Consider the following 25,031-nt stretch of genomic DNA (forward strand, 5'->3'; position numbering starts at 1 on the left):
CGCTTTACCTCCGTTGAAATAACGCCATAGTTTCGATATGCCCCGTATGAGGGAACATATTCATTAGCCCTATTTTATTAAGTTCAAAGCCGGCTTGCGAAATAATAGCGCTGTCACGGGCTAAGGTAACAGGGTCGCAAGAGACATATAAAATCGCTTTAAACTGCGTTAATGGAAGCTGCTCTAAAACTGCCATAGCACCAGTGCGAGAGGGGTCGAGTACTAAAATATCTAACTCTTTATTAAACCACGGCGCTTTTTTAATACTCGTGGTTAAATCAAAACAATGAAATTGGGTATTTGTAATAGAGTTAGTGTGCGCATTTTGCGTCGCTAATGCAACCGCCGAAGTAACGCCTTCAATTCCTGTTACTGTTTTAGCCTGCTTTGCTAACACTAAAGAGAAGTTACCAATACCACAAAATAAATCCAGTACATTTTCATCACCTTGTAATGCTAACCAACTCGCCGCTTGAATTAACATTGCCTGATTTACACTCGCATTGACCTGAATAAAGTTATTTAGTCCAAATTCAAATTTTATATCTAACTGATCAAGCTTATAAAATGGCATCGCTAAATGGGCATGATCAATGGTATCGCTATCACTTTGCCACACTAATTGCCAATGATATGCCGAGACACTTTGCTCAACAAACGCTTTATCTGTGGGCGAAATGGCTTTTGTATGACGAATAACAATAAAGTGTTGCTCATCTGCAGCGCATAACTGCAAATGACTTATACTGTGCAGCGCCTTATTATGATTAATTATGTTATCAAATACGTTAAATACCTCTGCAAATACGTCACTTAATACTGGGCAATGATTAATGCTAACAATACTTTTAGAGCCACGTGCTCTATAGCCTACCCGCATTTTTTTTGCTGCTTTGTCGAACATTACGGCAATGCGGGCACTACGTCGGTAATGCGTTGCTTGGCTTAGCAGCGGAGCTTGCCAGTTTAAATCGGTTAATTTTGCAAATTTGGCAAATAATTGATTTACTGCTGCTTGCTTTTCAACGACTTGTTGTGTGGCATCTAAATGCTGTAACTGACAACCACCGCATTGGCTGTAGTGTTCACAAATGGGTGTGGTGCGATATTCACTGGCTTTGAGTATTTTAAGCGTGTCAGCTTGGCTGTAACGTGCTTTATCATCAACTAACTTGGCTTTTACTCGCTCACCAGGTAATGCCCCACTGACAAAACACACTTTATTATTATGCTTAGCAATACCACGTCCGTGGTGATCCATTGCCGTTATATCAAGTTCAAGTGATTGCTGTTGAAGTGGTTTTTTCTTTGCTTTAAATATTTGTGCCATTAGGCATTACCTTAAAAGGTTGATGAATCACGTCTCTACCTAGATACTTTGAGAATAACTATGAGTATGTATATACTCACATTCAATAAAAATGATAATAATGCTCAGATTATGACCAAACTAGGCTTGCGCGATTCTGTTTTAACACTCACCCTGATCCCCACAGTGATCATCGGGCTATTACTAGGTGGTTATTTTACAATAAATCGTTACATTGAGCTTGATGAAATTTTATATCAACAAGGCACAACAATTGCTGAACCTCTGGCTATTGCACTTGAACAACCTTTACTGGAAAAAAATAAAAAACTGCTTAATCGCATCATTCGCTATACACACAACAAACACTCCCCTTCGATTAAATCGATTGCCATCTTTAATGATAACAACCAACTTATTATAACCAGTAATTATCATCGCTCATTCGACACTTTAATTGAGCAAACGCAATTAAATGGCTTTAAAGCCACCTATGTTCAGCAAAGTGAAGACTTAGTAACCTTTTTCACCCCTATCATTAACCATACAACCCCCAATAGCGACTGGAATACTTCTGAGTTCCAAACCTCGTTGGGCACCGTTGTGATTCAGCTTAACCGCGACAAAGCTGTTATTGGCCAACAACGTGCATTATTGGTCAGCGGTATTATTATTATTCTCGCCTTAGTATTAGCCGCTATTTTAGCGCTAAGACTTAGTCGGATGTTTATGACCCCGCTTAATAAGTTAGTACTTGCTACCGACAGGTTGATTGAAGGTAAAAGACAAACCGGATTAACTGAACCCATGAATGGCGAGTTTGAGTTATTACGTGAGGGGCTCAATACCATCTCGCATTCTATGGTGATGCAAAAAGATGAAATGCAAAAAAATATTGATCAGGCAACCAGCGATTACCGCGAAACGCTTGAACAATACGAAACACAAAATATCCAGCTCACCATGGCTAAAAAAGAAGCGCAGGATGCTAACCGTGTTAAATCTGACTTCTTAGCTAAAATGAGTCATGAGTTACGCACCCCACTTAACGGGGTTATTGGATTTACCCGTCAGCTTTATAAAACGCCTCTGAATAAAAACCAAAAAGATTACCTTGATACCATAGAGCTTTCGGCTAACAGCTTAATGACTATTATTAGCGACATATTAGATTTCTCCAAGTTAGAAGCCGGAGCCATGGAGCTTGAGTCTATTCAGTTTCAACTGCGCGATAGCGTAAACGAAGTTATGACATTACTAGCACCTAGCGCACACGACAAACAACTTGAGCTTTCTATTTATATTAATCCTCAGGTGCCTGACCACTTAACCGGCGACCCCACACGGTTTAAACAAGTGCTGATTAACTTATTAAGTAACGCTATAAAATTTACTGAAAAAGGCGCGATAAAAGTTGATATTAGCCATCGTTTGCTTGATGAAGAGCGCACCTCTGTCTTAGTGTCAGTCGCAGATACTGGGGTAGGTATTCCAGCAGATAAACAAGACGCGCTATTCACCGCCTTTGGTCAAGCCGACTCCAGTATTACCCGCAAATTTGGCGGTACCGGCTTAGGGCTTATTATTACTAAACATATCGTTGAAGCAATGAGCGGCCGTATTACCTTAAATTCAGCCCCTGGTAGCGGAACTTGTTTTACCTTTAATGGTGTATTTAGATTACCAAATCATGTATTTATCAACGATTTGCCTACCCAGTCATTAATTGGTAAACGTGTTCTTTATTTAGAGCCGCATAAGCATACCCATCATGCTGTTACCTCATTATTACAAGAGTGGAAAGTCAGTGTCACTCCTTGCTATAACGAAACCGAATTTTTAGAGTGCATAAAAAATTCAGAGATCAATTTTGATATTTGTCTTATTGGTCACATGGCATCAGTTGACGATATGCAGCGTTTAAAAAGCTATGTAAAAGCGGTTAGAGAATCAACCGATTATTTATATTTAATGCTCAATACCGTATCGCACAACATGCGCGAAGCCTTCATCGGCAGCGGCGCTGACGCCTGTTTGAGTAAACCTCTTAATCACCGAAAGCTATGTGAGCTGTTAGCAGCACCTTATCGACTCGACCACCCGGCACATAATATAGAACAGCATGAACAAACCCTGCTGCCACTAAAAGTGTTAGTGGTGGATGATAATGACGCTAATTTAAAATTAATTTACACCCTACTCAACGAGCAAGTTGAATTAATTGATACCGCGCATAATGGGTCACAAGCGTATAGTTTAAGCAAAAGCCATAAATATGATGTGATTTTTATGGATATTCAAATGCCTATAATGGATGGTATTACAGCCTGTAAACTCATTAAAGAGTCATCTTTGAATGAAGATACGCCTATTATTGCCGTGACGGCGCATGCACTTAATAGTGAAAAAGAACAGTTATTAAAAGATGGTTTTGAAGGTTATTTAACTAAGCCTATCGATGAAGATATGCTAAACCAGATTATTTGCGATCATAGCCCGCAATTACCAGTGAGTCGTGATAAGTCAAAAAGCACATTTGAACATAGCCCTGCTCCTTTTGATAGCACTCGCCTTGACTGGACGCTGGCATTGCAACGTGCAGGCGGTAAAGCAGAATTAGCCAATGAAATGCTTAATATGTTACTGCTAAGCGTGCCCGAAACCCTGAACTTACTAAATCAAGCAATAACCAGCGAAGATTGCCCTCAAGTACTTAGCGTTATCCATAAATTTCATGGCGCATGCTGCTATACAGGTGTACCAAAATTAAAAATATTGGCTGAAACGATCGAAACATCACTTAAAAATGAATGTACGCTTGAGAATATTGAGCCCGAGTTATTTGAGTTGCAAGACGAGCTTGAAAACTTACTTGTTGATGCCAACATTGATATCACTAATAAATAAGCTCGTCTTTAATATCGTTAATTATAACTCTACGCGCGAGCTTCAAGCATTAAGCGTTTCATATCACGAACCGCTTTGTCTAAACCGTCAATGGCTGCGCGGGCAATAATAGCGTGGCCAATGTTTAGCTCATAAATCTCTGGCATCGCTGCAATTGGTTTTACATTGTGATAATGCAGACCATGGCCAGCATTAACAATTAAACCAATACTGGCTGCATATTTCACCCCTTGGCGAATGTGCTCAAGCTCTTTGGCAGTGTCTTCATCGTTGGTGGCATCTGCGTAAGCCCCAGTGTGAATTTCAACATAAGGTGCACCACACGCTTTTGCTGCATCTAACTGCGCTTTATCAGCATCAATAAACAGTGATACTTTAATTCCAGCTTGTGTTAATGTTTTAGTCGCAGCGGCTATTTTATCGATATTGCCTGCCACATCTAAGCCCCCTTCGGTAGTGAGCTCTTCACGTTTTTCAGGTACTAAACATACATATTCAGGCTTAACCTCAAGCGCAATAGCAATCATTTCATCGGTTACTGCGGTTTCAAGGTTCATACGTGTTTGAATGGTTTTAGCCATTACATACACATCGCGGTCTTGAATGTGTCTGCGGTCTTCGCGTAAATGAATAGTAATGCCATCAGCACCGGCATGCTCTGCAACACTGGCTGCATGGGCAGGATCAGGATAAGAAGTGCCTCGTGCTTGGCGAAGCGTTGCAATATGATCTACGTTCACGCCTAGAAGAATATCTTTCATTTTTGTACCTGTGAAATTTGTTTATTGAGAGGCCGTAAATAATTCACGACTTTTTAATGGCTTGTTGCCCAACAATGGTTTTAATAAATAACGACTTAATTGCTTTGCCATATATAACACATCCGCTTGGCTAAAGTCATGATTTGCTATGGCATTGAGTTGTGAACCGGTAAACCCAGAACGAGAGTCGTGTTGCACCGCAAAGCCCACTTCTGCAAAGTAGCTATACGTTTGCGTGTCATCAATTGGCTCACCATCCGCATCAAAACTAAAATCAACCCCATAACCTAGTAGCTCTAGCAATTGAAACTCATAAGAGCGAAGCACTGCTTGCATGTCAGTCCCGCTATTAAGGTTTTCTAGGTGAGTTTTATAAAGTTGAAAAACCTGATCAATGGGTTCATTAATCGGCACAATTCGGTTGGTTAATTCATTTAAATAAAAGCCACAGTAAAGCTTATCACCGGTTAAAAATAACGGATTACCATGAAGCTCAAATTTATTGATGTACTTTAGATCGTATTTGCCATTGTAATGGACGAGTAAGGCTTGAAATGGTTGGAGTTGAGCTTTGTATTTAGTGGCCTGACGGCCACTAACTCGTGCGAGCATTCTAAGCTGGCCAACGCCTTCTACTAGCATATCGAGCATTACTTGCGAGTCGCTATATGGACGCCGATGTAATAAATAAGCTTTATAGAAATCGCTGTCCATAAATTATGCTGCGTATAAAATGTTAATCTTCACCGTAACCTAAGCTTCTTAAGGCACGCTCATCGTCAGCCCAGCCCGATTTAACTTTAACCCACAGCTCTAAAAACACTTTATTTTCAAGCATTTCTTCTAAGTCTTTACGCGCTTCACGGCCGATTACTTTTAGCTTTTCGCCTTTGTTACCAATTACCATGCGCTTTTGCGTTTCGCGCTCAACTAGTATCAGGCCATTAATATGCCAAATACCGTTTTCTTGCCATTTAAACTGCTCTATTTCCACAGTCACTGAATACGGCAACTCTTCACCCATAAAGCGCATTAGCTTTTCACGGATAACTTCAGCCGCCATAAAGCGCATTGAGCGGTCAGTTACGTAGTCATCAGGAAAGTAAAATTCGCACGGTGGTAAGCGCTTAGTCACTTCTTCTTTGATCAGGTTAATGTTTTTACCCTGAGTCGCAGATACGGGCATAATACCGACAAAATCAAACTTATCGCCTAAAAACTTCATATGTGGAAGTACAAGGTCGCGATCTTTCACTTGGTCAATTTTGTTAATAACTAACAATACCGGCTTGCCACTTTGGCTTACTTTGTTAAGTACCATGTCATCATCGGCATTCCAATGAGTGCCTTCAACCACAAAAATGATCAGCTCAACATCACCAATTGAGCTAGACGCTGCACGGTTCATTAAACGGTTAATAGCACGCTTTTCTTCAACGTGCAGGCCTGGGGTATCGACGTACACCGCTTGGTGCTTACCCTCAGTATGAATACCCATAATACGGTGGCGCGTGGTTTGTGGCTTACGTGAGGTAATACTGACTTTTTGCTCAATAATTTCATTAAGCAGTGTTGATTTACCCACATTAGGACGGCCAACAATCGCAACCATGCCACAAAATGTGTCTATTTCGCCTTCATGAGGCTGTATTAAGGTATCAAGATTCATTTTTAAGTATCTTCAATGCTTTTTCGGCCGCTTTTTGTTCGGCCTTACGCCGTGAGCTGCCAACAGAAATAATGCTATCCATTCCATCAACGATACATTCAACCGTGAATGTTTGATTGTGTGCCTGACCTTTAGTATCAACTACGGTGTAGCCTGGTAATGATAGCTTACGAGCTTGCAAATACTCTTGCAGCAGGGTCTTAGGATCTTTTTGGTTAAGCCCTGGTGAAATAGCATCTAAACGTGATTCATACCACGCTAAAATAAGCTCGCCGCAGCGATCTATGTCTGAATCTAAAAATACAGCGCCAATAATAGCTTCAACTGCATCCGCTAGGGTTGACTCGCGTCTAAAACCACCACTTTTTAGCTCGCCAGGACCTAAGCGTAGGTAATCACCAAGCTCAAATTCAAGGCCAAATTCAGCTAACGTCTGGCCGCGAACTAAAGTCGAACGCATGCGGCTTAAATCGCCTTCGCGTGCTTTAGGAAATTTAGCGTACAGTGCATTGGCAATGACAAAGCTCAAAATTGAGTCGCCCAAAAATTCGAGTCGCTCGTTATGTTGACCTTTGTGGCTGCGATGCGTCATTGCTTGCTCAAGTAACCCTTGATCAGCAAATGTGTAGCCAATTCTTTTGTATAACTCTGTTACATTTTTTTTCATTGTTACTGAATATTACCTAGGCGTTCAAAACGAACACCAGTTGGAACCCATCCTGGTAAAATGTCATCTGGGCCATTATCAAATTCAAAACTCATCCATATAAAGACAGCTTTACCCACCAAGTTTTCTTTTGGTACAAAGCCCCAAAAGCGACTATCTTGGCTGTTATCGCGATTATCACCCATCATAAAGTAATGATCAGCTGGAACCACCCATTCATCCGCAGGTGTGCCCAATTGCTGGTAGTAACGCCCCTTACGTTCAGGCGATTTTGGGTTGATTAAAATGTCATGGTTAGTCGTGGTTAAATCTTCATTTAAACGCGCTAAATCCATTGGGCCTTGCTTAAATTCATTATCATTAATTAATTTAAAATCAATTTTATTGAATTCATTACAAAGAAGTGCGCCCTTTTGAACTTCACCTTCTTCGCATTTTGGTTGAATATATAAACGCTTATCACGATAAACTATTTTATCGCCAGGTAAACCTATAGCACGTTTAATATAGTCCACTCTCTCATCTAACGGGTATTTAAAAACAACAATATCGCCACGCTCTGGTTCGCTTACATCCACTAATTGGCTGCGCCATACTGGGTCTTTAATCCCATAAGAATACTTTTGCACTAAAATAAAATCACCCACTAATAAGGTGGGCATCATTGAACCCGATGGGATCTGAAACGGCTCAAAAATAAATGATCTAAAAATAGTGATAGCAGCAATCATCGGAAAAATCGACTTTGCTGTTTCAGTAATCATTGGCTCAGGCGCAATCAATGCTGCGGTTTCTTCATCAAGTTGACCACCGGCAGAAGTTTGAGCAATTGCTAAACGTTCTTGCCTTTTAGGGGCAAACATTAAGTGATCTATTAACCATATTAGACCTGAGCCTAAAGTTAACAACACCAATAAAACTGAAAAGTAGCCAGCCATTTATTATCCTTTATTTTTATTTACCAACTTTCAAAATGGCTAAGAACGCTTCTTGAGGCACTTCAACGTTACCAAGTTGCTTCATTCGTTTTTTACCATCTTTTTGTTTTTGAAGTAATTTCTTCTTACGGCTCACGTCACCACCGTAACATTTAGCGATTACGTTTTTACGTAGTTGCTTAACAGTTGTTCGGGCGATTACATGTTGACCAATTGCTGCCTGAATCGCAATATCAAACATTTGACGTGGTATAAGTTCTTTTAACGCATCAGCAAGCTGTCGACCACGTGATTGTGCGCTGTCGCGGTGAACAATGATAGCCAATGCATCCACACGCTCGCCATTGATAAGTATATCTACACGTACCATGTCTGAGGTTTGGAAATGCTTAAAGTTATAATCAAGCGAGGCAAAACCACGGCTTGTTGATTTTAGCTTATCAAAGAAGTCCATTACCACTTCAGCCATTGGCAGTTCATACGTTACTGCAACTTGCTTACCGTGATAACTCATTTTAGTTTGCATACCGCGCTTATCAACACATAAGGTGATTACGCTGCCTAAGTACTCTTGTGGAACTAAAATATTAGCTTCTACAACCGGCTCACGTATCTCTAAAATATCGTTAACTGGCGGAAGATCAGACGGGTTATCAATTTGCGTCGTGCCCTCTTTAGTTACGACCTCGTAAATAACCGTTGGTGCTGTGGTGATTAAATCAATGTCGTATTCACGCTCTAAACGCTCTTGGATAATTTCCATGTGCAGCATACCTAAGAAGCCACAACGGAAACCAAACCCTAACGCAGTTGAATTTTCTGGTTCAAAGAATAACGAGGCATCGTTTAAGCTTAGTTTGTTAAGTGCATCGCGGAATGACTCGTAATCATCAGAGGCTATTGGGAACATACCCGCATAAACTTGCGGCTTAATTTTTTGAAAACCAGGTAAGCGCAGTGGTGCCGCATTTTTTTGATGAGTAATGGTATCACCCACCGGTGCACCATGTATTTCTTTGATACCAGCAATAACAAAGCCTACTTCACCAGTGCGTAAAACACCGGTGTTAGTTTGTTTAGGCGTAAAAATCCCCACATGATCTGCGGTATGTACGTTCTCGTTTGACATGATTTTAATTTTGTCGCCCGCGCGAAGTTCGCCATGTTTGATACGCACTAGCGATACAACGCCTTGGTACGGGTCAAACCAAGAATCGATAATTAGCGCTTGTAATGGCGCGTCTTTATCACCAACTGGTGGCGGTACATCTTTAACGATCATTTCAAGTACTTCAGCAATACCTACACCTGTTTTGGCGCTACATTGCACGGCATCAAGGGCATCAATACCAATAATGTCTTCAATTTCTTCGGCTACACGTAATGGATCAGCTTGCGGTAAATCAATTTTATTAAGTACCGGTATAACTTCTAAGTCCATTTCAATGGCGGTGTAACAGTTTGCTAATGTTTGCGCTTCTACGCCTTGACCAGCATCAACAACGAGCAGTGCCCCTTCACAAGCCGCTAACGAACGCGATACTTCATAGGTAAAGTCAACGTGCCCAGGGGTGTCGATAAAGTTAAGCTGGTAAGTTTCACCATCATTCGCTTTATAATTTAAGGTTACACTTTGTGCCTTGATGGTAATGCCACGTTCACGTTCAATATCCATTGAATCCAGAACTTGCTTCTGCATTTCACGGTCGGTTAAACCACCACAAACTTGGATCAAACGGTCAGAAAGGGTCGATTTACCATGGTCAATGTGGGCGATGATCGAAAAATTACGGATATGCTTCATAAACTGGATTCTAAACTTCTATTTTAAAGGACTAAGGTCATATGCCTAAATAACTTGAAAATACTTGCTGTGTATTTTCAAGTTACTGTGGCATAAAAACGCAATTTTACATTTAATTGGCGTCAATCACCATCTATTTGAGTTAAAGGGAGGCTAATTGGATGAATTTTTATCACTTTTATCTCATGTCTTAATGATTTCACCCATGTTTTAGCAATTAAAAAGCCGGTGATCCCACCCAATATCGCGGCTAAAATTTGCCAGCCTTCGGCTAACAATATCAATTCACTGGCTATTAAAGCGAATATTAAACTCAAAAACAAAGGCAGCATGTAAACTGCAAAGGCATGCTTTACAACATGGCTATCATCCAATGACAAAGTTACTTTTTGGCCTATTTCTAACTGTGTTTCAAATTTATAAGGTAATGTTTTTTTGGCGGTACCAAATAACTTACTAAACACTTGTGAGCCACAGCGTCCATTACAGCCTTCACAGGCCTGTTTTTGTTGGGCTTCTAAATGCGCAACGTGGCCACTAAGGGCCACGACGGTTAACGTTTGTTCAATCATAGTTTAGTTACTTTATAATGCCCGCGATACAGACTCAGCAATGGCTTTGGCACTCATGGTTGGAATGTTTCCCACCACAGAGACATCAAAATTTCCGCCGTTGTGTACATAAATCGTAGTTGCCCCTGAGGTGAGGGCACCGCTTAAACGCTTACCCGGTAGTGGTCGTTGTACAAACACAGATACTTCAACAAACCCATCAGAAAATAAATAATAATCTGTTAATTCATTATTTAAGTCGAGCTTATGCCTGTCTGACTTAAGTAATTCAAACCCCTCAGGTAACCAGCCAATAGTCCAATTCATGGCATTCGCTTTAGTTTGTTCGTCAATTGAATTGGCAGGTAATGGGGTTGGAAAGTTACGATTAAGCACTTCTAATAATAAGTTTGCCGGTTGCTCAGTCACGCTAATATGAGTGAGCTGTAATTGCTCAAGCGCTTCACCTTGATGATTAACATACGCCGCTTTTAATAATAACGACGACTCAGTATCAATCCATATCCAATAGTTGTATTTGTCTTCGTTTTTAGATTCAATTCGAACTAATTGCGCGGGACGCCCAGCAATACGGCCTTTACCACCAAGCACAAAATCATAATGCGCACTTAAGCGGTTAATATCTTTAAAAAGCACTTCAGGAATAGGGCCGGCAATTGAGTCGGTTGTTAATGAATACGGCTCTGATTGTGGCTCAAAATAGGTAACTTGGTTGTCAATGCGGATCATTTCAAGGCCAGCACCGTTGAGTAAACTCAAATGCTCAAGCTCAACGTCCCCCTGTTTAGCATGCACCCAACGGTAGGGCTCCATACTTTTGCCTTTAACAACAACAAAAGAGGCATCAAAATTACGTGTATGAACTGCACTGGCCATTTCAAGCAGTAAATCTTTAGCGGGGTTTGTGTCATTGGCGAAAGCATTAAAACTTAACACCAACGACATAACAAAAGTTATTACTTTCATCTAATTAGTTTTTTTCCTCTTGTGACGTTTCATCTGTTTTCGCAGTTTTCAACGAATGAGCCACACGTGCTTGACGCTGGTGTTCAAGTACTAGAGCGCCAATACGTTGCTGTTGAAGCTCTCGTAAGCCTTTCTCTGCGTTCTCTAGCGCCGGTGCTGATGAATAACTTACTGGCGATGCCATGCCGGTTAACGGCGTGGTTTGTAATAAAGGAATTTCGTTTTGCACAGCATCTTCACCTTGCGGCAAGGTGTTCACGCCAACAATAGTAAACATTGCCACGCTAGCTGCAATTGCTAACTGCGCAACCGGCTTGCGCCAATTAAACGCCACGATTTTATTATCGGCTTCAGTATTTACCGGCTTTGCCACACTTTCAGACTGGCTAAAGTCTGCATAAACCGGCTCACTATCAAGTGCTAACGAAATGCGATCGCTAATATCAAAATCCATATTTTTGTTGTTTTCTTTAGCTCGCATTGCATCACCGATTAACGCGTAACGGCCAAATGTAGCTACATCAGCAGATGCAATCTCGGCATCATTTAATGCTTGCTCACCGTCAAGTAATGCTGATAACGATTCGTTATCTAAGCGGTTAACGTGTGCTTTTGTCATACTAAGACTCGCCTATTAATGGGTTTAATTTGTTATCAATTGCTTCACGGGCACGAAAAATACGCGAACGCACCGTCCCGACTGGGCAATCCATCACCACGGCTATTTCTTCATAGCTCATCCCCTCAATTTCTCTAAGGGTAATCGCGGTTTTAAGATCTTCAGGCAAACTATCAATCGTATTAAAAATAACAGCGCCTACTTCTTCGCTTAATAGTAAATTTTCAGGTGATGCGTTTGAACGCATTGAATCAGCACCCTCATAAAACTCGGCATCGTCAGCATCTATATCATTTGCTGGCGGTTTACGCCCTTGAGCCACTAAGTAATTTTTAGCACAATTAACGGCGATACGGTAAAGCCAAGTATAAAAAGCACTGTCACCACGAAAATTAGGAAGGGCACGATACGCTTTAATAAACGCCTCTTGTGCTACATCAGCAATGTCACCCTGATTTGATACATAACGTGAGATCAAACCGGCAATCTTGTTCTGATACTTCTTAACTAATAGGTTAAAGGCGTTTTTATCTCCCTGCTGAACCCTTTTCACTAACGCTAAATCTAATTCCTGCTCGCTCATTCGAGCCGGTACTCCTCTGATTGATTCTTGCTTATTATTCATAGTGTCGCCATTGTTCACACCTACTCTGACCCTTAGATGAATAAAAAGTTCTGCTTCATATTGTTTTTTTATAAAATAGCTAAAAAATTACGTATTTATACGCTAAAACCACTTCGTGGTAGTGCTACAAATATGGTACAACTATAAGTATTAAAAATAAATATTGCTCTATCTGAGCATTGTAACCGCAAAGTACCTCACAGATGAACCAAAATAAACATCACATTACCGATGTCGCTATTATTGGTAGCGGCGCAGCAGGCTTATCACTTGCTTTATCTTTGGCTAATTACTGTAACGTTACCGTAATTAGTAAAGGTGAATTAACCGAAGGTTCTACTCTTTATGCCCAAGGCGGAATTGCCGCTGTTTTTGATAAAAAAAATGACAGTATAGAGTCTCACGTTGAAGATACCTTAGACGCCGGTGGCGGTTTATGCGACAGAGAGGCGGTTCATTACACTGCCAGCAATGCTCATGACTGCCTACAATGGCTGATTGACCAAGGCGTGCCTTTTGATATGGAGTTTGATAGCAAAGGTAAAGAGCGCTTTCATTTAACTCGTGAAGGTGGGCATAGCCACCGACGCATTTTGCATGCAGCCGATGCTACAGGTAAAGCTGTGCAAACAACCTTGATTAGCCAAGTTCAAGCGCACAGCAATATCACCTTGTTAGAGCATTACAACGCGATTGATTTAATTACCGATAAAAGTATTGGCAAAACGGGTTCACATGTTCATGGCATGTATGTGTGGAATAAAAAAGCCAAAAAAGTAGAAACAATTGGCGCAAAATTTGTTGCCCTAGCAACGGGTGGCGCAAGTAAAGTATACCTTTATACCTCTAACCCTGATGTTTCTAGCGGTGATGGTATTGCCATGGCATGGCGTGCAGGGTGTCGCGTTGCTAATATGGAATTTAATCAATTTCATCCAACCAGTCTTTATCACCCTGAGTTGCAAAACTTTTTAATTACCGAAGCAATGCGTGGTGAGGGAGCCTATTTAAAACGCCCAGATGGCACGCGATTCATGAAAGAGTTTGATGAGCGAGAAGAACTCGCCCCGCGCGACATAGTCGCGCGCGCTATCGATTTTGAAATGAAGCGCCTTGGTGCAAATTGCTTATATTTAGATATTAGCCACAAAGACAAAGATTTTATTATTGAACACTTCCCAACGATTTACGCCAAATGTTTAAGCGTAGGGCTTGATATCACCAAGGAGGCAATTCCTGTTGTCCCTGCTGCGCATTATACCTGTGGCGGCGTTATGACCGACTTTAATGGCAAAACCGACTTAGCTAATTTATACGCTGTGGGTGAAGTGGCTTACACTGGGCTGCACGGTGCTAACCGTATGGCAAGTAACTCATTATTAGAGTGCATTGTATTTGCCCATGCAGCAGCAAAAGACATTTTGAGTAAAATAGAGACCGCTCCTGCACTGGTTGAGTTACCTAGTTGGGATGAAAGCCGCGTATCTAACTCAGATGAAGAAATCGTGATCACCCATAACTGGCATGAGCTGCGATTATTTATGTGGGACTATGTTGGGATTGTGCGCTCAACCAAACGACTTGAACGCGCGCTTCATCGTGTTGAACTATTACAGCAAGAAATCCACGATTACTACGCGAACTTTAGAGTGAGTAATAACTTACTTGAGTTACGTAACTTAGTTCAAGTAGCCGAGCTTATAATTAGAAGTGCTATGGAACGTAAAGAAAGTCGCGGACTGCACTTTACCATTGACTACCCAGAGCAAAACGAAAATCCAACGCCAACTATTTTGACTCCAAAGCGCAATTAATTGCCGCAAATGTTGCGCGTTTTAAACGCGTGTAGCTTTGCTCATCAACACTATTGGCTGAGATAATCAGCCAATAGTTTTCACTAAAGCCATTAATATACAACCACACACTGCGACCAAGCAATCGGCTTTGCTTACCAATAACCCCTTGAATTAGCAGCTTTTCATTCTCAAAACGAAATTGATTTGGCTCTAATAATATAACGCCCTGCTCTGGCTGAGCAGCCACGATTTTTCGCCAAACGATAATGCCAGCAACGATATTAAGCGCAATGCAAAAAAGAGTTGCCAAAATAGAAGTGGTAAATAAGCATAATATTAAAGTTAGCACACAAAAAAAGACCACAATCTGTTTGTGGTCTGTCTGATTATTTGTGACGGTAAACCTATACACGAACTCGGTCTAAAATTAGCTCAACCATACTGTTTAGCTCAACGTCTTTACATTTTTCATGGCCCATAAACCAAGCAAATAAATCTGGGTCTTCTTGTGTTAATAAGCGCTGAAAAGTCGCCTGCTGTTTAGCATCTAACGAATCATAAGCTTCTTCAACAAACGGCATAAACAAAACATCTAGTTCTAACATGCCACGGCGGCAAGCCCAACGGATACGTGCTTTACTATGTATTTCAACCATTTTAAACCTCATATTTAATTAATTCGAGTTTAACAAATGCGCGTTAATTTAACAGCACTAAATTATAAAAAAACAACGCTTGTTGGTGGCTGTACCATCGGCTTTAACTACGTTATTATGTGGTTTCATTTGTTATTGCAAAGAAGGTGTTTATGTCTCTGGTTTATGCATGTCCTTTATCACATCAGGTTATTAGCCTCTCAGGCACAGATAAATTATCTTACCTACACGGACAAATCACTCAAGATCTCAATAAAATCAACAACAACAACTTTTTGTGGACAGGTCACTGTAGCGCAAAAGGTAAGCTGTGGGGTGTATTTAAGCTATTTTCTTACCAGCAAAACTATTATTTAACCGGATCAAGTGCTGAAGTAGAACGCTCTCTGGCTGAGTTAAAAAAATACGCTGTATTTGCAAAAGTTGAAATTAATAAAGCCCCAGAGCGATTAATTGGTTTATTAGGTGATGACCTAACTGATTTGCTTACGCAACTTGATATTCACTTTAGTGACGATGCCACAGCATGCGACTTTGCTAACGGCAAAGCCCTTAAACTTGCGCCAAACCGCGTTTTACTTATGGTTGATAGCCAATTTTGCTTACCTGATGAAGTATCTACCCTCGACAACGACGCTATGTGGCAACAGGCCTCACTGCTAGCTGGTGAGCCTCAGTTAAGCGTTGATGCAATTGATGAGTATGTGCCGCAAATGGTTAACCTTCAAGCCATCAATGGCATCAGTTTTAAAAAGGGTTGCTACACCGGCCAAGAAACCGTCGCACGTATGAAATACTTAGGTAAAAATAAACGTGCCATGTATATCGTTACAGGGCAAAGTGAAGGATTGCTCGATGCACCCGATATCGAAACCCAGTTAGGTGAAAACTGGCGCCGCGCGGGCAAACTTATTGCGCAAAGCTTTAATGAAAAAACACACACTTTAACTGGCTTAGTTGTGTTGCCAAACGATACTGACACCGCTCAGGTTCTTCGTGCAAAACATACCCCTTCGGTAGAGCTAAACATTCTGCCTCTACCTTACTCTCTTGAAGATGAATAATAGGAATGACTATGATCGTTGCAGCAAATAAAGTGGTAAAAATGCATTACTCTGTACTAGATAATGACGGCAATACCATTGATAACTCATTTGGCGGTGAGCCATTAATTTTTATCGTTGGTACGGGTTACCTGATCTCAGGACTTGAAAACGCGCTGCAAGGCAAACAAGCTGGCGATACACTAAGTGTAAAAGTTGAACCTGAAGAAGGTTACGGTGAACGTCATGATCACCTAATGCAAGCCGTGCCAAAATCAATGTTTGAAGGCATGGACATTGAAGTGGGCATGCAATTTCGTGCAACCACCGATGACGGCGACCAGTCAGTCATGATCATCGATATTCAAGACGAAGAAGTGATTGTTGATGGTAACAACCCACTCGCTGGTATTACGCTCAATTTTGATGTAGAGATTTTAGAAGTACGCGATGCAACGGCTGAAGAGCTTGAGCATGGCCATGTACATGGTGAAGGCGGTTGTGGTCACGACCACTAAACCCTAATCCAGTAATAAAAAAAGCGCCTCAGGCGCTTTTTTTATAGCATATTATTATGCGTACGTAATTTAACTTGAGGCTCTGCTGCTGGTGCTTCGCCAGGGGTTATTTTATCTTCAAGCGCAGCAACTAATCCGGCTTGGTCATTAGTGCCTAAGCGGTATTGGCTGCCATCTTTAAGCGTTAATTGCACGGCACTAAAGCCTGATACTGAATAAATCCAACCATCATGCGTAATGCGAATACCAATACCGTGACGGTATGAGTTTTGTACTGCTTTTACGTCAACTATGTCCTCTAGTGCTAATTTTTGACCCGCAACGCCTGGACCAAATGCCCAGCTAATATGGGCTTCATCAACTTTAATGGTTAAACCATGAAATAAAAAACCCACCAGCAATAAAATACCTGCAAATACCATTAACGGCACATCGGCACCCATTAAATTCCATGCAAGTGCAACAAACCCACCTATCCATGCCAATACTACAAATATAAATACCGCATACTGCTTATGCTGATACATAACACTCTCAATTAAAAAGTTAAAAAATTAAAAACTGTATACTAACGTTGCGCTGAGCTCTGAATCATATTTAAGCTTATCTTCTTCAGGCTTAGAGTTATAGCGGTACATATAAGCAAACTTGAGCGATACAGCCCCAACCACTTGGCTAATTAAGGCGGTTTCTGACTTTAACCGTGAGTTAAGCCCAGATAAAGACTGCTCTATACTAATGTCTTGATTAAATCGGGTGCGCTTAGATACTAATCGCTCCCATTGCATGGCAATACGTAACAAGTAACCCATTTTGTCTTTATCGTCTTCGCTTATTGTTGACTCATCATCAGCAACGGAGCGATATAAACCAGGGCCAATATCTATATCTACTTTGTTTTTAACCCCTTGATAAATACGTGCACCATAGCCGGTTGCCACCGTACTTTTAAAATCAAGACCGCTAAATTCATCCTCTTCATAATCACCATAAATAAAGAACGACGAATTTTTAACACCAACTTTATAGTTACCCTGCGCAGAAACAAACACGCGATTAGCCGTAACATCCGACTGGCCCGTTTCTTCATTTTCGTCACGTTTGTATAAGGAATCTATTTTGAATTGATTACGCCAGTTTTCAAAATCTTGGTAAAGATTACCTTTGAGTTTAAAACTGGTTGAGTTGGTATTACCTTTACTTAAAATAAAACCAAACTCGGTATCACCATAAAGTACTTCGCCTTTGTGTAGCTCATGAATTTCTTCATCGGAGAGCTCCCCATATTGATGAAAATCTTCAAAGGGATCCACTGCCCAGCTGTAGGAGCTAAATAATAAAAGCAGTAATACAACGTACTTTCGCAAAATACATTCTCTTGCAAATGGTAATAATGAAAAGGGGCCGAAAAAGTTATTCACTTTCTTTCCATAAAATATGGCAAAAAGGCGCGTCTTTATCACGGCTAATTAAAATTTTCGCAAATAAGACGTCTTCGTTATCAAACTCAAGGCCCACTAATACTTGAATAAAATGCTCAGGCTCTATTTCTAGTGCAACAAAATCTTGCCACTGTTCATCGGGCTCATCTTCTTCAATAAAGCCAAGTTCTTCACGATGCAGGTTAAATTCTTCAACATCTTTATCACTCAGGTTGTTGGGAGCCAGCTCCAAAAAAATATCATAAGCTTGATGGGTTGCTTCTTCTACCGTAAATAAACGTGGACCTGACATGAGTGGTTAACCTCTGAGCTTTTAAGTTGGCGCCATAATATCAAAAGTTGTTAGTGTTTTGATAAAAAAAACACGTTAAATACTGACTTTTTTGCTTTTACCTAATACTTATAGATATTAATGGATTGGTTAGCATTAGGGTCTGTTGACTTTTAAAGATTAAATTTGCCTTGAAAGATAACAGACCGCAATTGCATTAAAAAATTCACTTTGTTTTTTATTCATCTTCACCCACTTTACTTAGCACAAATAAAAACATAAGCTCAAGTAACAGGTCAGAGGAGTGCAAGATGATAAAACTAGAAAAAAAACAGGGCATTGCCACCGTCACATTAAATCGAGTAGAAAAACAAAATGCCTTAAGCTTTACTATGTTTATTGAGCTTAACAAGGTGATTAAAAATATTAAAAAAGATGCCAATATTCGTGCGGTTGTATTAACCGGTGAAGGCGAACACTTTTGTGCAGGGCTTGATATTAACGCGGTTATGGCCTCGCCAATAAATATTATAAAACTCCTATTTAAATGGCTTCCTGGTAATCAAAATTTAGCGCAAAAAGTAGTACTTGGTTGGCAATCATTGAGTGTGCCTGTTATTGCAAAAATAAACGGAAATTGCCTTGGGGGGGGATTGCAAATAGCACTGGGTGCCGATTACCGGATTGTTCACCACGATGCCAAACTCGCCATTATGGAAGCGCGCTGGGGGTTATGCCCAGATATGGGCGCTAATGTTATGCTTTCAGGCTTAGTAAAACGCGACCAAGCGCTTTGGTTAGCAAGTCACGCAAATCCAATAAACGCACAACATGCTTTTGAACTAGGTTTAGTAACCAAAACAACCGACGATACAGATAAAGCAACTAAAGAGATGCTTGATACACTGCTAGCGCGCTCACCTGACACATTAGCCGCAATAAAGCGTGTAACTCAACAAAGCTATAAAGCCCCTGCTCGAAAAATACTCGCTAAAGAAACATGGAGCCAAATTCGCTTACTGATCAACCCTAATACTAAAAAAGCCATTGCTAAAGCTAAAGGGAAAGCTGATATTGAGTTTACAAACGCCAAGCGCTGGTAACATTGATGGTAATACTAAGGCACAATGCATAAAACAGCGTTATTTGTTAAAGTTAGGCTCTTCTATTCTAGTGAGCCAAATTAATGAAATACCTACTAAGTAGCGCTATTATTTTACTGTGCTTGGCAACAAGCAAATTCATTATGCATCTTCTTGATGCGAGTTTCCCTGCTCCTCTACTCGCCATGGTTTTGCTGCTAACGTTACTGTTATTAGGCATAGTTAAAGAACATCAACTCGCCCCCTGCGCATCACCTATTTTGAATGTAATGCCTATTTTCTTTATTCCTGCAGGCGTCGGTTTTATAGAACATTTAGGGCTAATTAAATCACATTGGCCTTTCTTAACTGCGGTCATCTTATTAGTCCCACTCAGTAGTTTAATTTTAGTGGCAAGCCTAGTGGGCTATTTTAAAGGCAGAGCTAATAATGACTAACTTAACCACCAGCATAACCCCCAGCCTATGGTGGTTAACCGTGCCATTTATTATTATTCTCTTTATTGCACTAAGAGCGGTTAATCTTAAAATAAATCAGACTATTTTAAAGTCATTAACCAACCCTGTTTTTTTAAGCATTGGCATTATTGCCCTACTGTTAGTCAACCTTAAATTACCCTATTCACAATTTGCCTCACATAGTCAGTTACTAAGTTGGCTATTAGAGCCGGCCATTGTTGCTTTAGCCTTGCCACTTTATCAGCAATTTATGCACGTACGTAAAAACTTACTATTAATTGTCGCTACTTGCAGTATAGGTATTGTTAACGCCACACTAGTGGCTTTTGTATTAAGTATTTTATTTGCTGTGCCCTCACAATTGAGCGCCTCTGTTGCGGCACTCAGTGTAACAACCCCTATCACACTGCTGGTTACTGACTCATTAGGAGGAATTAGCTCACTTGCCGCTGCCATGGTTATTTTTATTGGTTTATTGGGGGCTTTGTTTGGCTTTATATTGCTCAAATTAGTTAAGATTTATAACTTTGAGGCACAAGGAATTGCAATCGGTACCGCGTGCCATGCAATTGGTACCGCGGCAGCTATTGCCGAACACCCAAAAATAGGCGCATTTTCATCAGTGGCTATGGCACTCAGTGCATTATTAACCGCAGTGATAGTACCACTATTATATCCAATTTTAGTTAACACTTTGTTATAGTAAGCGGATAACAGTATCGCTAAAAATAGAGCCCAGCATGATCAGTTCCGAAATTCAGCAATTTGAAAAGTACTACGCCCTACTTACCGAGTATTTAGTTACCTACAGTATGCAAATAGTGGGCGCTATTTTTATTCTACTCGTTGGCCTGTGGGTCGCTAAAAAGCTCGCCGAAGTTGTAGCAAACTTAATGACCCGCCACAACATTGATATCACCCTGACTAATTTTGTCAGTAATGTTGTAAAAGTACTGCTGATCATTATGGTGATCATTATTGCGCTTGGTAAAATTGGCATTAGTGTGACCCCATTTGTAGCTGCAATAGGTGCCGCCTCATTAGGCGCAGGCTTAGCGTTACAAGGTATGCTTTCTAATTATGGCGCGGGGCTTGCCATTATTGCTACGCGGCCATTTGTGGTTGGCGATACCATAGAAGTAAAAGGCGTTAGTGGCCAAGTAAAAGTAATTGAGCTGGGGCACACCATATTAATTAATGAAGAAAAAGTAGAAATAACCATACCTAACAAGCATATTGTTGGCGAAATTCTGCATAACTCATTTAATTATTCACTGGTAAAAGGTGAAATAGACATAGCCTACAGTGCCTGTAGTGATAATGCGATAAGCCTTATTGAAAACGTATTAGTCAATCACGAACTCGTAGCTAAACACCCTAATGCACAAATTGGTATAGAACGTTTTGCTGATAGCGGCGTCACTATTAGTTATCGTTATTGGGTGCCCACCACTAAAATTATTGAAACTAAACTCGCAATAAATGGCGGTGTGTATAAAGCGATTAACGATGCCAATATTGAAATTCCGTTTCCACAACGCATTGTTACGCTTAATAAAAGCGACCTAAAATAAATAAAAACCTTAATATGATTTTAAATCATATTAAATTAATTAAGCGTGCTTACAAATAAAATAATAACGAGTCCTTATGCATCAATCACCTTTTTATCTAGGCGACTGGCAGGTAACACCTGCCAGCAATTGTATACAATGTGCTGAAAAAGTAACGCAATTAGAACCTAAAGCAATGGATGTATTATTATATCTGTGCTTACAAAAAGGCAATATGGTCACCAGCGACGAATTACTCAATCAGTGCTGGCAAAACATTGAAGTAGGCGATAACCCACTGCATAAAACCATCACACAACTGCGAAAAGCACTGGGTGATAAGGCAAGCTCCCCGCTATACATAGAAACCATTCGTAAACGCGGCTACCGTATTATTGCAAAACTTGAGTTTCCATTTGCAGAAGATACATCAAGCTCTATAAACACGTGGCAAGGCGGTTCTCCTTTTTTAGGTTTAAGCGCGTATAACCCAACTGATACCCATTTATTTTTTGGTCGTAACCAAGCCATCACCACCTTACTCGAAAACGTATCAAACCAAGTGAAATGTGGTCGTGCTTTTTGCTTAATACTTGGCCCAAGTGGTACGGGTAAATCGTCGTTAGTCAATGCGGGTATTTTACCAAAGCTACTTGATGAGCGTGGTTATGATGGTATTGGCGTTGTTTCATACACTCAGCTCGACTTTGCAGATGTGCATCAAACTAGGCTGTATTTAGATTTAGCCTCTGCCATGCTTGATTGGGATATAAACCAACACCCCGTATTTGAAGGATTAAGCTCGCAAACACTGGCGCAGCAATTAGAGCACACAATTGACGAAGTGATAAACACGTTACAAACTGCAATCAGTAAGGCAAATACAAAACTAAACACACCGCAGTTTTTTTTGTTTATAGACCGCTTAGAGGTGCTGCTTTCATCGCCACTATTTAGTCCCAACACCCGAAGTCATTTTTTATCGATTATTGAACGTTTAGCCACCTCTAAAGCGGTGATCGTATTTAGTGCGTGTCGTAACGACTTTTACCCTTTAGTGGTAGAGCAACCCAGCCTTATGGCCGCAAAAGCGAACGGCGCCCATTATGATTTAACCCCGCCCAACCGCCAGGAACTACAACAAATTATTCGCTTGCCGGCATTAACCGCTAATTTAACGTTCTCACACGACCCGCAAACCAAAACTCCGCTGGATGAAATACTGTGTGCAGATACCGCCAACAACCCTGATGCCCTGCCCATGTTGCAATACACACTGCAAGAGCTGTATTTACAGCGCAGTGAAAATAATGAGTTATTGCACAGCGTGTATGAAAAACTCGGCGGTATTGAAGGCGCCATTGGTAAAAAGGCAGAAGATGTTTTTATTGGGCTGAGCGCAAAACAACAACAACAACTAAAAAGCGTATTATCGCAGTTAGTGACGCTAAACTCAGATGGTAAAACCATTACTAGCCGTGCGGCCCGCTTACAAGCATTAACCAACACCAGCCAAAAAGAGCTTGTACAAGCCATGGTCGACAGCCGCTTATTTGTATCGCACTTACAAAACCAAGAAGCCTGCTTTAGCCTTGCCCACGAGGCATTATTACGCCAATGGCCACGTGCTAAACAGTGGATAAACGATCATAAAGATGCCCTTGCTATTAAAAGCCGTTTGCACCACCACACGCAACAGTGGCTTAATGAACATAAAAGTAGCGCTTACCTATTAGCACCGGGTAAACCATTGCAAGAAGCGCTCACGTTATTAAACGACAATATATTCAAACTAGACAATGACGAACGCGCCCTTATAAATAACTCTCTCAAAAATAGTAAAACAAAAACAATAATAAAACGCGGCACGATTGCACTGCTTTGCTTACTTACCTGTGTTGCCCTATTCATGAGCTTCACTAGTTTTCAAGCGCAGCAACTTGCACAGCAAAAGCGCCAAGAGGCCGAAAGCCTACTTGGCTTTATGGTCGGTGACTTTGCCGATAAATTACGCAGCGTTAAGCGTATGGACTTACTTGATGGCATTAGTAATAAAGCACTTGAGTATTTTACCAATCAAGTCGAGGAGCCAAGCTCACTATTTAACTTTAGCAGTCAACAAGCCGAGTTTAAAAGTCGCTTTCAGTATGCACAAACCCTCGAAGCCATGGGCGAAGTGGCCTATTCGCGCGGTAAAACCATTGAGGCCTTCACTGCCTTTGAAAACGCCCGCACGCGTCTTGAGGCACTTTTAAAAATACAACCAAATAATTTAGAACTACTCACCCTTGCCGGTGCCAATGCCTTTTGGCTCGGTCAGCTTCATTATGATAAAAGTGATTACGCTGCTACTGAGCCATTATTTAAAAAATATCATGCCTACAGCGAGAAAATGTATTCATTAGCACCGAATGGTTTTAACTCGATTATGGAGCTATCGTATTCGCATAATTCATTGGGGTCTTTGTATACAAACCTATTTAACTATAATGAGGCAAAAACGAGCTTCACTTTATCACTTGAGTTAAAAAATAAGGCCCTTGAACTTAAACCTAACAATAAAAACTTATTAAGAGACAGAGCAGATACCATAAGCTGGTTAGCAAAAACTGAAGAAAATTTAGGTAATTTTAATGCAGCATTAACCATGTTAGAAAATGCATCGAAAGAATTAAATAATATGCTTATTAGTTACCCGAATGACGCTAGTTTATTTAATGACTTAGCCCATAATTATATGCAGCAAAGCTACCTTTTAAGCTACCTGCCTACAAAACTACGCGCCTACAATAAAGCACAACAAGCCACTAACTTAATAAATAACGCTCGATTACAGGATCCAAAAAACAACAAATTTCAACGTTCTTACTATCGCTTTTTAGCGTATCAATTGATGCTTTCAGATGATAAAAACATTAATGAACGAGTGAGTGACATTATTAATTTTATTAAAAATCAAGGGTTTGAAGATAAACTTATCATAAATACACAAGCAAGCCTTATTCACTATTTTATTGATAGAAATTCACCACTTAAAGCCCTACAGTTATTAACGGTACTTGAGAATGATAAAAATTATAAACTGTACATAGCCAATCAAGTGAAAATAAAGGATGCCTTAATACTTACACGGATAAATTTAATCAAAGCAAAATTAGCTACAACGAAGAAACTGCGAGCTCAATTTTGTTTAAAGACGATTGAAAGTATTTCTGTAAAAGTAAACACAGCCCAAAGCGTAAAAATAACTTACCCGCTAGTCCAAGCTTATACCTGTTTAAAAAGAGAAAATGAGATATCTGAAATTAAAACAAGCCTAGTTAACTTAGGCATTACTAATTTTCAGCTATAGCT

The 25,031-nt window shown here is 40.5% G+C and carries 25 protein-coding genes; 9 read left to right on the forward strand and 16 right to left on the reverse strand.

Annotated features, from left to right (window positions below; all coding sequences use genetic code 11):
- Nucleotides 1-4: 4 nt before the first annotated feature.
- Nucleotides 5-1,330 carry a 23S rRNA (uracil(1939)-C(5))-methyltransferase RlmD gene (gene rlmD, locus N523_RS0115115; RefSeq protein ID WP_028833954.1) on the reverse strand — a complete coding sequence of 442 codons (1,326 nt, stop codon included), beginning with the start codon at nt 1,328-1,330 and terminating at the stop codon, nt 5-7.
- Nucleotides 1,331-1,441: 111 nt separating this feature from the next.
- Here rlmD and barA point away from each other — a divergent pair, with 111 nt between their 5' ends.
- Nucleotides 1,442-4,216, forward strand: a complete 2,775-nt coding sequence (gene barA, locus N523_RS0115120) for a two-component sensor histidine kinase BarA (protein ID WP_028833953.1) — start codon at nt 1,442-1,444, stop codon at nt 4,214-4,216.
- Nucleotides 4,217-4,245: 29 nt separating this feature from the next.
- Here the strand turns inward: barA and pdxJ are convergent, their stop codons facing one another.
- The 10 genes from pdxJ to rpoE all read right to left on the reverse strand — a co-directional run bounded on the left by pdxJ (nt 4,246) and on the right by rpoE (nt 12,795).
- On the reverse strand, nt 4,246-4,977 hold the full coding sequence (gene pdxJ, locus N523_RS0115125; RefSeq protein WP_010387803.1) for a pyridoxine 5'-phosphate synthase: 732 nt from the start codon (nt 4,975-4,977) through the stop codon (nt 4,246-4,248).
- 21 nt (nt 4,978-4,998) lie between these two features.
- A complete protein-coding gene (recO, locus tag N523_RS0115130; RefSeq protein ID WP_013465631.1) occupies nt 4,999-5,691 on the reverse strand; it encodes a DNA repair protein RecO in 693 nt (230 codons plus the stop codon).
- 22 nt (nt 5,692-5,713) lie between these two features.
- Entirely contained in the window at nt 5,714-6,646 is a 933-nt protein-coding gene (gene era / locus N523_RS0115135) for a GTPase Era (protein ID WP_013465632.1), read from the reverse strand.
- The gene (rnc, locus tag N523_RS0115140; protein WP_008466504.1) at nt 6,636-7,313 is read right to left on the reverse strand and encodes a ribonuclease III; all 678 of its coding nucleotides are present in this window, start codon (nt 7,311-7,313) and stop codon (nt 6,636-6,638) included. The genes era and rnc overlap by 11 nt, the downstream gene beginning before the upstream one ends.
- Before the next feature lie 2 nt (nt 7,314-7,315).
- Nucleotides 7,316-8,251, reverse strand: a complete 936-nt coding sequence (gene lepB, locus N523_RS0115145; protein ID WP_013465633.1) for a signal peptidase I — start codon at nt 8,249-8,251, stop codon at nt 7,316-7,318.
- A gap of 16 nt (nt 8,252-8,267) precedes the next feature.
- A complete protein-coding gene (gene lepA, locus N523_RS0115150; RefSeq protein WP_013465634.1) occupies nt 8,268-10,055 on the reverse strand; it encodes a translation elongation factor 4 in 1,788 nt (595 codons plus the stop codon).
- 122 nt (nt 10,056-10,177) lie between these two features.
- Nucleotides 10,178-10,627, reverse strand: a complete 450-nt coding sequence (locus N523_RS0115155) for a SoxR reducing system RseC family protein (protein ID WP_013465635.1) — start codon at nt 10,625-10,627, stop codon at nt 10,178-10,180.
- 12 nt (nt 10,628-10,639) lie between these two features.
- Nucleotides 10,640-11,593: a MucB/RseB C-terminal domain-containing protein gene (locus N523_RS0115160; protein ID WP_016899682.1), complete on the reverse strand. Its 954-nt coding sequence runs from the start codon at nt 11,591-11,593 to the stop codon at nt 10,640-10,642.
- 4 nt (nt 11,594-11,597) lie between these two features.
- A complete protein-coding gene (locus N523_RS0115165; RefSeq protein ID WP_024602341.1) occupies nt 11,598-12,212 on the reverse strand; it encodes a sigma-E factor negative regulatory protein in 615 nt (204 codons plus the stop codon).
- Between the two features lies 1 nt (nt 12,213).
- Nucleotides 12,214-12,795, reverse strand: a complete 582-nt coding sequence (gene rpoE, locus N523_RS0115170) for an RNA polymerase sigma factor RpoE (RefSeq protein WP_028833952.1) — start codon at nt 12,793-12,795, stop codon at nt 12,214-12,216.
- A 245-nt stretch (nt 12,796-13,040) separates the two neighbouring features.
- Between rpoE and nadB the strand changes: the two genes are divergently transcribed.
- Nucleotides 13,041-14,651 (forward strand): L-aspartate oxidase, encoded by a 1,611-nt coding sequence (gene nadB / locus N523_RS0115175; RefSeq protein WP_013465638.1) that lies wholly within the window; start codon nt 13,041-13,043, stop codon nt 14,649-14,651.
- Here nadB and N523_RS0115180 read toward each other — a convergent pair.
- The gene (locus N523_RS0115180) at nt 14,626-14,982 is read right to left on the reverse strand and encodes a hypothetical protein (RefSeq protein WP_028833951.1); all 357 of its coding nucleotides are present in this window, start codon (nt 14,980-14,982) and stop codon (nt 14,626-14,628) included. The genes nadB and N523_RS0115180 overlap by 26 nt on opposite strands.
- A gap of 55 nt (nt 14,983-15,037) precedes the next feature.
- A complete protein-coding gene (locus N523_RS0115185) occupies nt 15,038-15,289 on the reverse strand; it encodes an FAD assembly factor SdhE (protein ID WP_013465640.1) in 252 nt (83 codons plus the stop codon).
- A 152-nt stretch (nt 15,290-15,441) separates the two neighbouring features.
- Here N523_RS0115185 and ygfZ point away from each other — a divergent pair, with 152 nt between their 5' ends.
- Nucleotides 15,442-16,353: a CAF17-like 4Fe-4S cluster assembly/insertion protein YgfZ gene (gene ygfZ / locus N523_RS0115190; protein WP_016899678.1), complete on the forward strand. Its 912-nt coding sequence runs from the start codon at nt 15,442-15,444 to the stop codon at nt 16,351-16,353.
- 11 nt (nt 16,354-16,364) lie between these two features.
- Entirely contained in the window at nt 16,365-16,850 is a 486-nt protein-coding gene (locus N523_RS0115195) for an FKBP-type peptidyl-prolyl cis-trans isomerase (protein ID WP_013465643.1), read from the forward strand.
- A 41-nt stretch (nt 16,851-16,891) separates the two neighbouring features.
- Here the strand turns inward: N523_RS0115195 and N523_RS0115200 are convergent, their stop codons facing one another.
- Genes N523_RS0115200 through N523_RS0115210 form a run of 3 tightly spaced genes read right to left on the reverse strand, consistent with a single transcriptional unit; the run spans nt 16,892 to nt 18,584 of the window.
- Nucleotides 16,892-17,377, reverse strand: coding sequence for a hypothetical protein (locus N523_RS0115200; RefSeq protein WP_013465644.1), 486 nt, complete (start codon nt 17,375-17,377; stop codon nt 16,892-16,894).
- Between the two features lie 27 nt (nt 17,378-17,404).
- Nucleotides 17,405-18,217 (reverse strand): DUF481 domain-containing protein, encoded by an 813-nt coding sequence (locus tag N523_RS0115205; protein WP_013465645.1) that lies wholly within the window; start codon nt 18,215-18,217, stop codon nt 17,405-17,407.
- A 46-nt stretch (nt 18,218-18,263) separates the two neighbouring features.
- Nucleotides 18,264-18,584 carry an HI1450 family dsDNA-mimic protein gene (locus tag N523_RS0115210; RefSeq protein WP_013465646.1) on the reverse strand — a complete coding sequence of 107 codons (321 nt, stop codon included), beginning with the start codon at nt 18,582-18,584 and terminating at the stop codon, nt 18,264-18,266.
- Nucleotides 18,585-18,874: 290 nt separating this feature from the next.
- Here N523_RS0115210 and N523_RS0115215 point away from each other — a divergent pair, with 290 nt between their 5' ends.
- The 5 genes from N523_RS0115215 (at nt 18,875) to N523_RS0115235 (ending at nt 25,029) form a co-directional block, all read left to right on the forward strand.
- Nucleotides 18,875-19,666, forward strand: a complete 792-nt coding sequence (locus tag N523_RS0115215; RefSeq protein ID WP_028833950.1) for a crotonase/enoyl-CoA hydratase family protein — start codon at nt 18,875-18,877, stop codon at nt 19,664-19,666.
- Nucleotides 19,667-19,749: 83 nt separating this feature from the next.
- Nucleotides 19,750-20,103: a CidA/LrgA family protein gene (locus N523_RS0115220; protein ID WP_013465649.1), complete on the forward strand. Its 354-nt coding sequence runs from the start codon at nt 19,750-19,752 to the stop codon at nt 20,101-20,103.
- Nucleotides 20,096-20,827, forward strand: a complete 732-nt coding sequence (locus N523_RS0115225) for an LrgB family protein (RefSeq protein WP_028833949.1) — start codon at nt 20,096-20,098, stop codon at nt 20,825-20,827. Before N523_RS0115220 ends, N523_RS0115225 begins: the two co-directional genes overlap by 8 nt.
- A 37-nt stretch (nt 20,828-20,864) precedes the next feature.
- On the forward strand, nt 20,865-21,698 hold the full coding sequence (locus N523_RS0115230; protein WP_028833948.1) for a mechanosensitive ion channel family protein: 834 nt from the start codon (nt 20,865-20,867) through the stop codon (nt 21,696-21,698).
- A 76-nt stretch (nt 21,699-21,774) separates the two neighbouring features.
- The gene (locus N523_RS0115235) at nt 21,775-25,029 is read left to right on the forward strand and encodes an nSTAND1 domain-containing NTPase (protein ID WP_028833947.1); all 3,255 of its coding nucleotides are present in this window, start codon (nt 21,775-21,777) and stop codon (nt 25,027-25,029) included.
- Nucleotides 25,030-25,031: the final 2 nt, after the last annotated feature.

Origin of the sequence: Pseudoalteromonas sp. 23_GOM-1509m, from assembly GCF_000518425.1 — a bacterium.
Classification (GTDB): Bacteria; Pseudomonadota; Gammaproteobacteria; order Enterobacterales; family Alteromonadaceae; genus Pseudoalteromonas; species Pseudoalteromonas tetraodonis.

What these genes read in the sequence shown, in the direction of transcription:
- rlmD (WP_028833954.1), bottom strand. Translation starts at nt 1,330, where the DNA reads ATGGCACAAATATTTAAAGCAAAGAAAAAACCACTTCAACAGCAATCA.
- barA (WP_028833953.1), top strand. Translation starts at nt 1,442, where the DNA reads ATGACCAAACTAGGCTTGCGCGATTCTGTTTTAACACTCACCCTGATC.
- pdxJ (WP_010387803.1), bottom strand. Translation starts at nt 4,977, where the DNA reads ATGAAAGATATTCTTCTAGGCGTGAACGTAGATCATATTGCAACGCTT.
- recO (WP_013465631.1), bottom strand. Translation starts at nt 5,691, where the DNA reads ATGGACAGCGATTTCTATAAAGCTTATTTATTACATCGGCGTCCATAT.
- era (WP_013465632.1), bottom strand. Translation starts at nt 6,646, where the DNA reads ATGAATCTTGATACCTTAATACAGCCTCATGAAGGCGAAATAGACACA.
- rnc (WP_008466504.1), bottom strand. Translation starts at nt 7,313, where the DNA reads ATGAAAAAAAATGTAACAGAGTTATACAAAAGAATTGGCTACACATTT.
- lepB (WP_013465633.1), bottom strand. Translation starts at nt 8,251, where the DNA reads ATGGCTGGCTACTTTTCAGTTTTATTGGTGTTGTTAACTTTAGGCTCA.
- lepA (WP_013465634.1), bottom strand. Translation starts at nt 10,055, where the DNA reads ATGAAGCATATCCGTAATTTTTCGATCATCGCCCACATTGACCATGGT.
- N523_RS0115155 (WP_013465635.1), bottom strand. Translation starts at nt 10,627, where the DNA reads ATGATTGAACAAACGTTAACCGTCGTGGCCCTTAGTGGCCACGTTGCG.
- N523_RS0115160 (WP_016899682.1), bottom strand. Translation starts at nt 11,593, where the DNA reads ATGAAAGTAATAACTTTTGTTATGTCGTTGGTGTTAAGTTTTAATGCT.
- N523_RS0115165 (WP_024602341.1), bottom strand. Translation starts at nt 12,212, where the DNA reads ATGACAAAAGCACACGTTAACCGCTTAGATAACGAATCGTTATCAGCA.
- rpoE (WP_028833952.1), bottom strand. Translation starts at nt 12,795, where the DNA reads ATGAGCGAGCAGGAATTAGATTTAGCGTTAGTGAAAAGGGTTCAGCAG.
- nadB (WP_013465638.1), top strand. Translation starts at nt 13,041, where the DNA reads ATGAACCAAAATAAACATCACATTACCGATGTCGCTATTATTGGTAGC.
- N523_RS0115185 (WP_013465640.1), bottom strand. Translation starts at nt 15,289, where the DNA reads ATGGTTGAAATACATAGTAAAGCACGTATCCGTTGGGCTTGCCGCCGT.
- ygfZ (WP_016899678.1), top strand. Translation starts at nt 15,442, where the DNA reads ATGTCTCTGGTTTATGCATGTCCTTTATCACATCAGGTTATTAGCCTC.
- N523_RS0115195 (WP_013465643.1), top strand. Translation starts at nt 16,365, where the DNA reads ATGATCGTTGCAGCAAATAAAGTGGTAAAAATGCATTACTCTGTACTA.
- N523_RS0115200 (WP_013465644.1), bottom strand. Translation starts at nt 17,377, where the DNA reads ATGTATCAGCATAAGCAGTATGCGGTATTTATATTTGTAGTATTGGCA.
- N523_RS0115210 (WP_013465646.1), bottom strand. Translation starts at nt 18,584, where the DNA reads ATGTCAGGTCCACGTTTATTTACGGTAGAAGAAGCAACCCATCAAGCT.
- N523_RS0115215 (WP_028833950.1), top strand. Translation starts at nt 18,875, where the DNA reads ATGATAAAACTAGAAAAAAAACAGGGCATTGCCACCGTCACATTAAAT.
- N523_RS0115220 (WP_013465649.1), top strand. Translation starts at nt 19,750, where the DNA reads ATGAAATACCTACTAAGTAGCGCTATTATTTTACTGTGCTTGGCAACA.
- N523_RS0115225 (WP_028833949.1), top strand. Translation starts at nt 20,096, where the DNA reads ATGACTAACTTAACCACCAGCATAACCCCCAGCCTATGGTGGTTAACC.
- N523_RS0115230 (WP_028833948.1), top strand. Translation starts at nt 20,865, where the DNA reads ATGATCAGTTCCGAAATTCAGCAATTTGAAAAGTACTACGCCCTACTT.
- N523_RS0115235 (WP_028833947.1), top strand. Translation starts at nt 21,775, where the DNA reads ATGCATCAATCACCTTTTTATCTAGGCGACTGGCAGGTAACACCTGCC.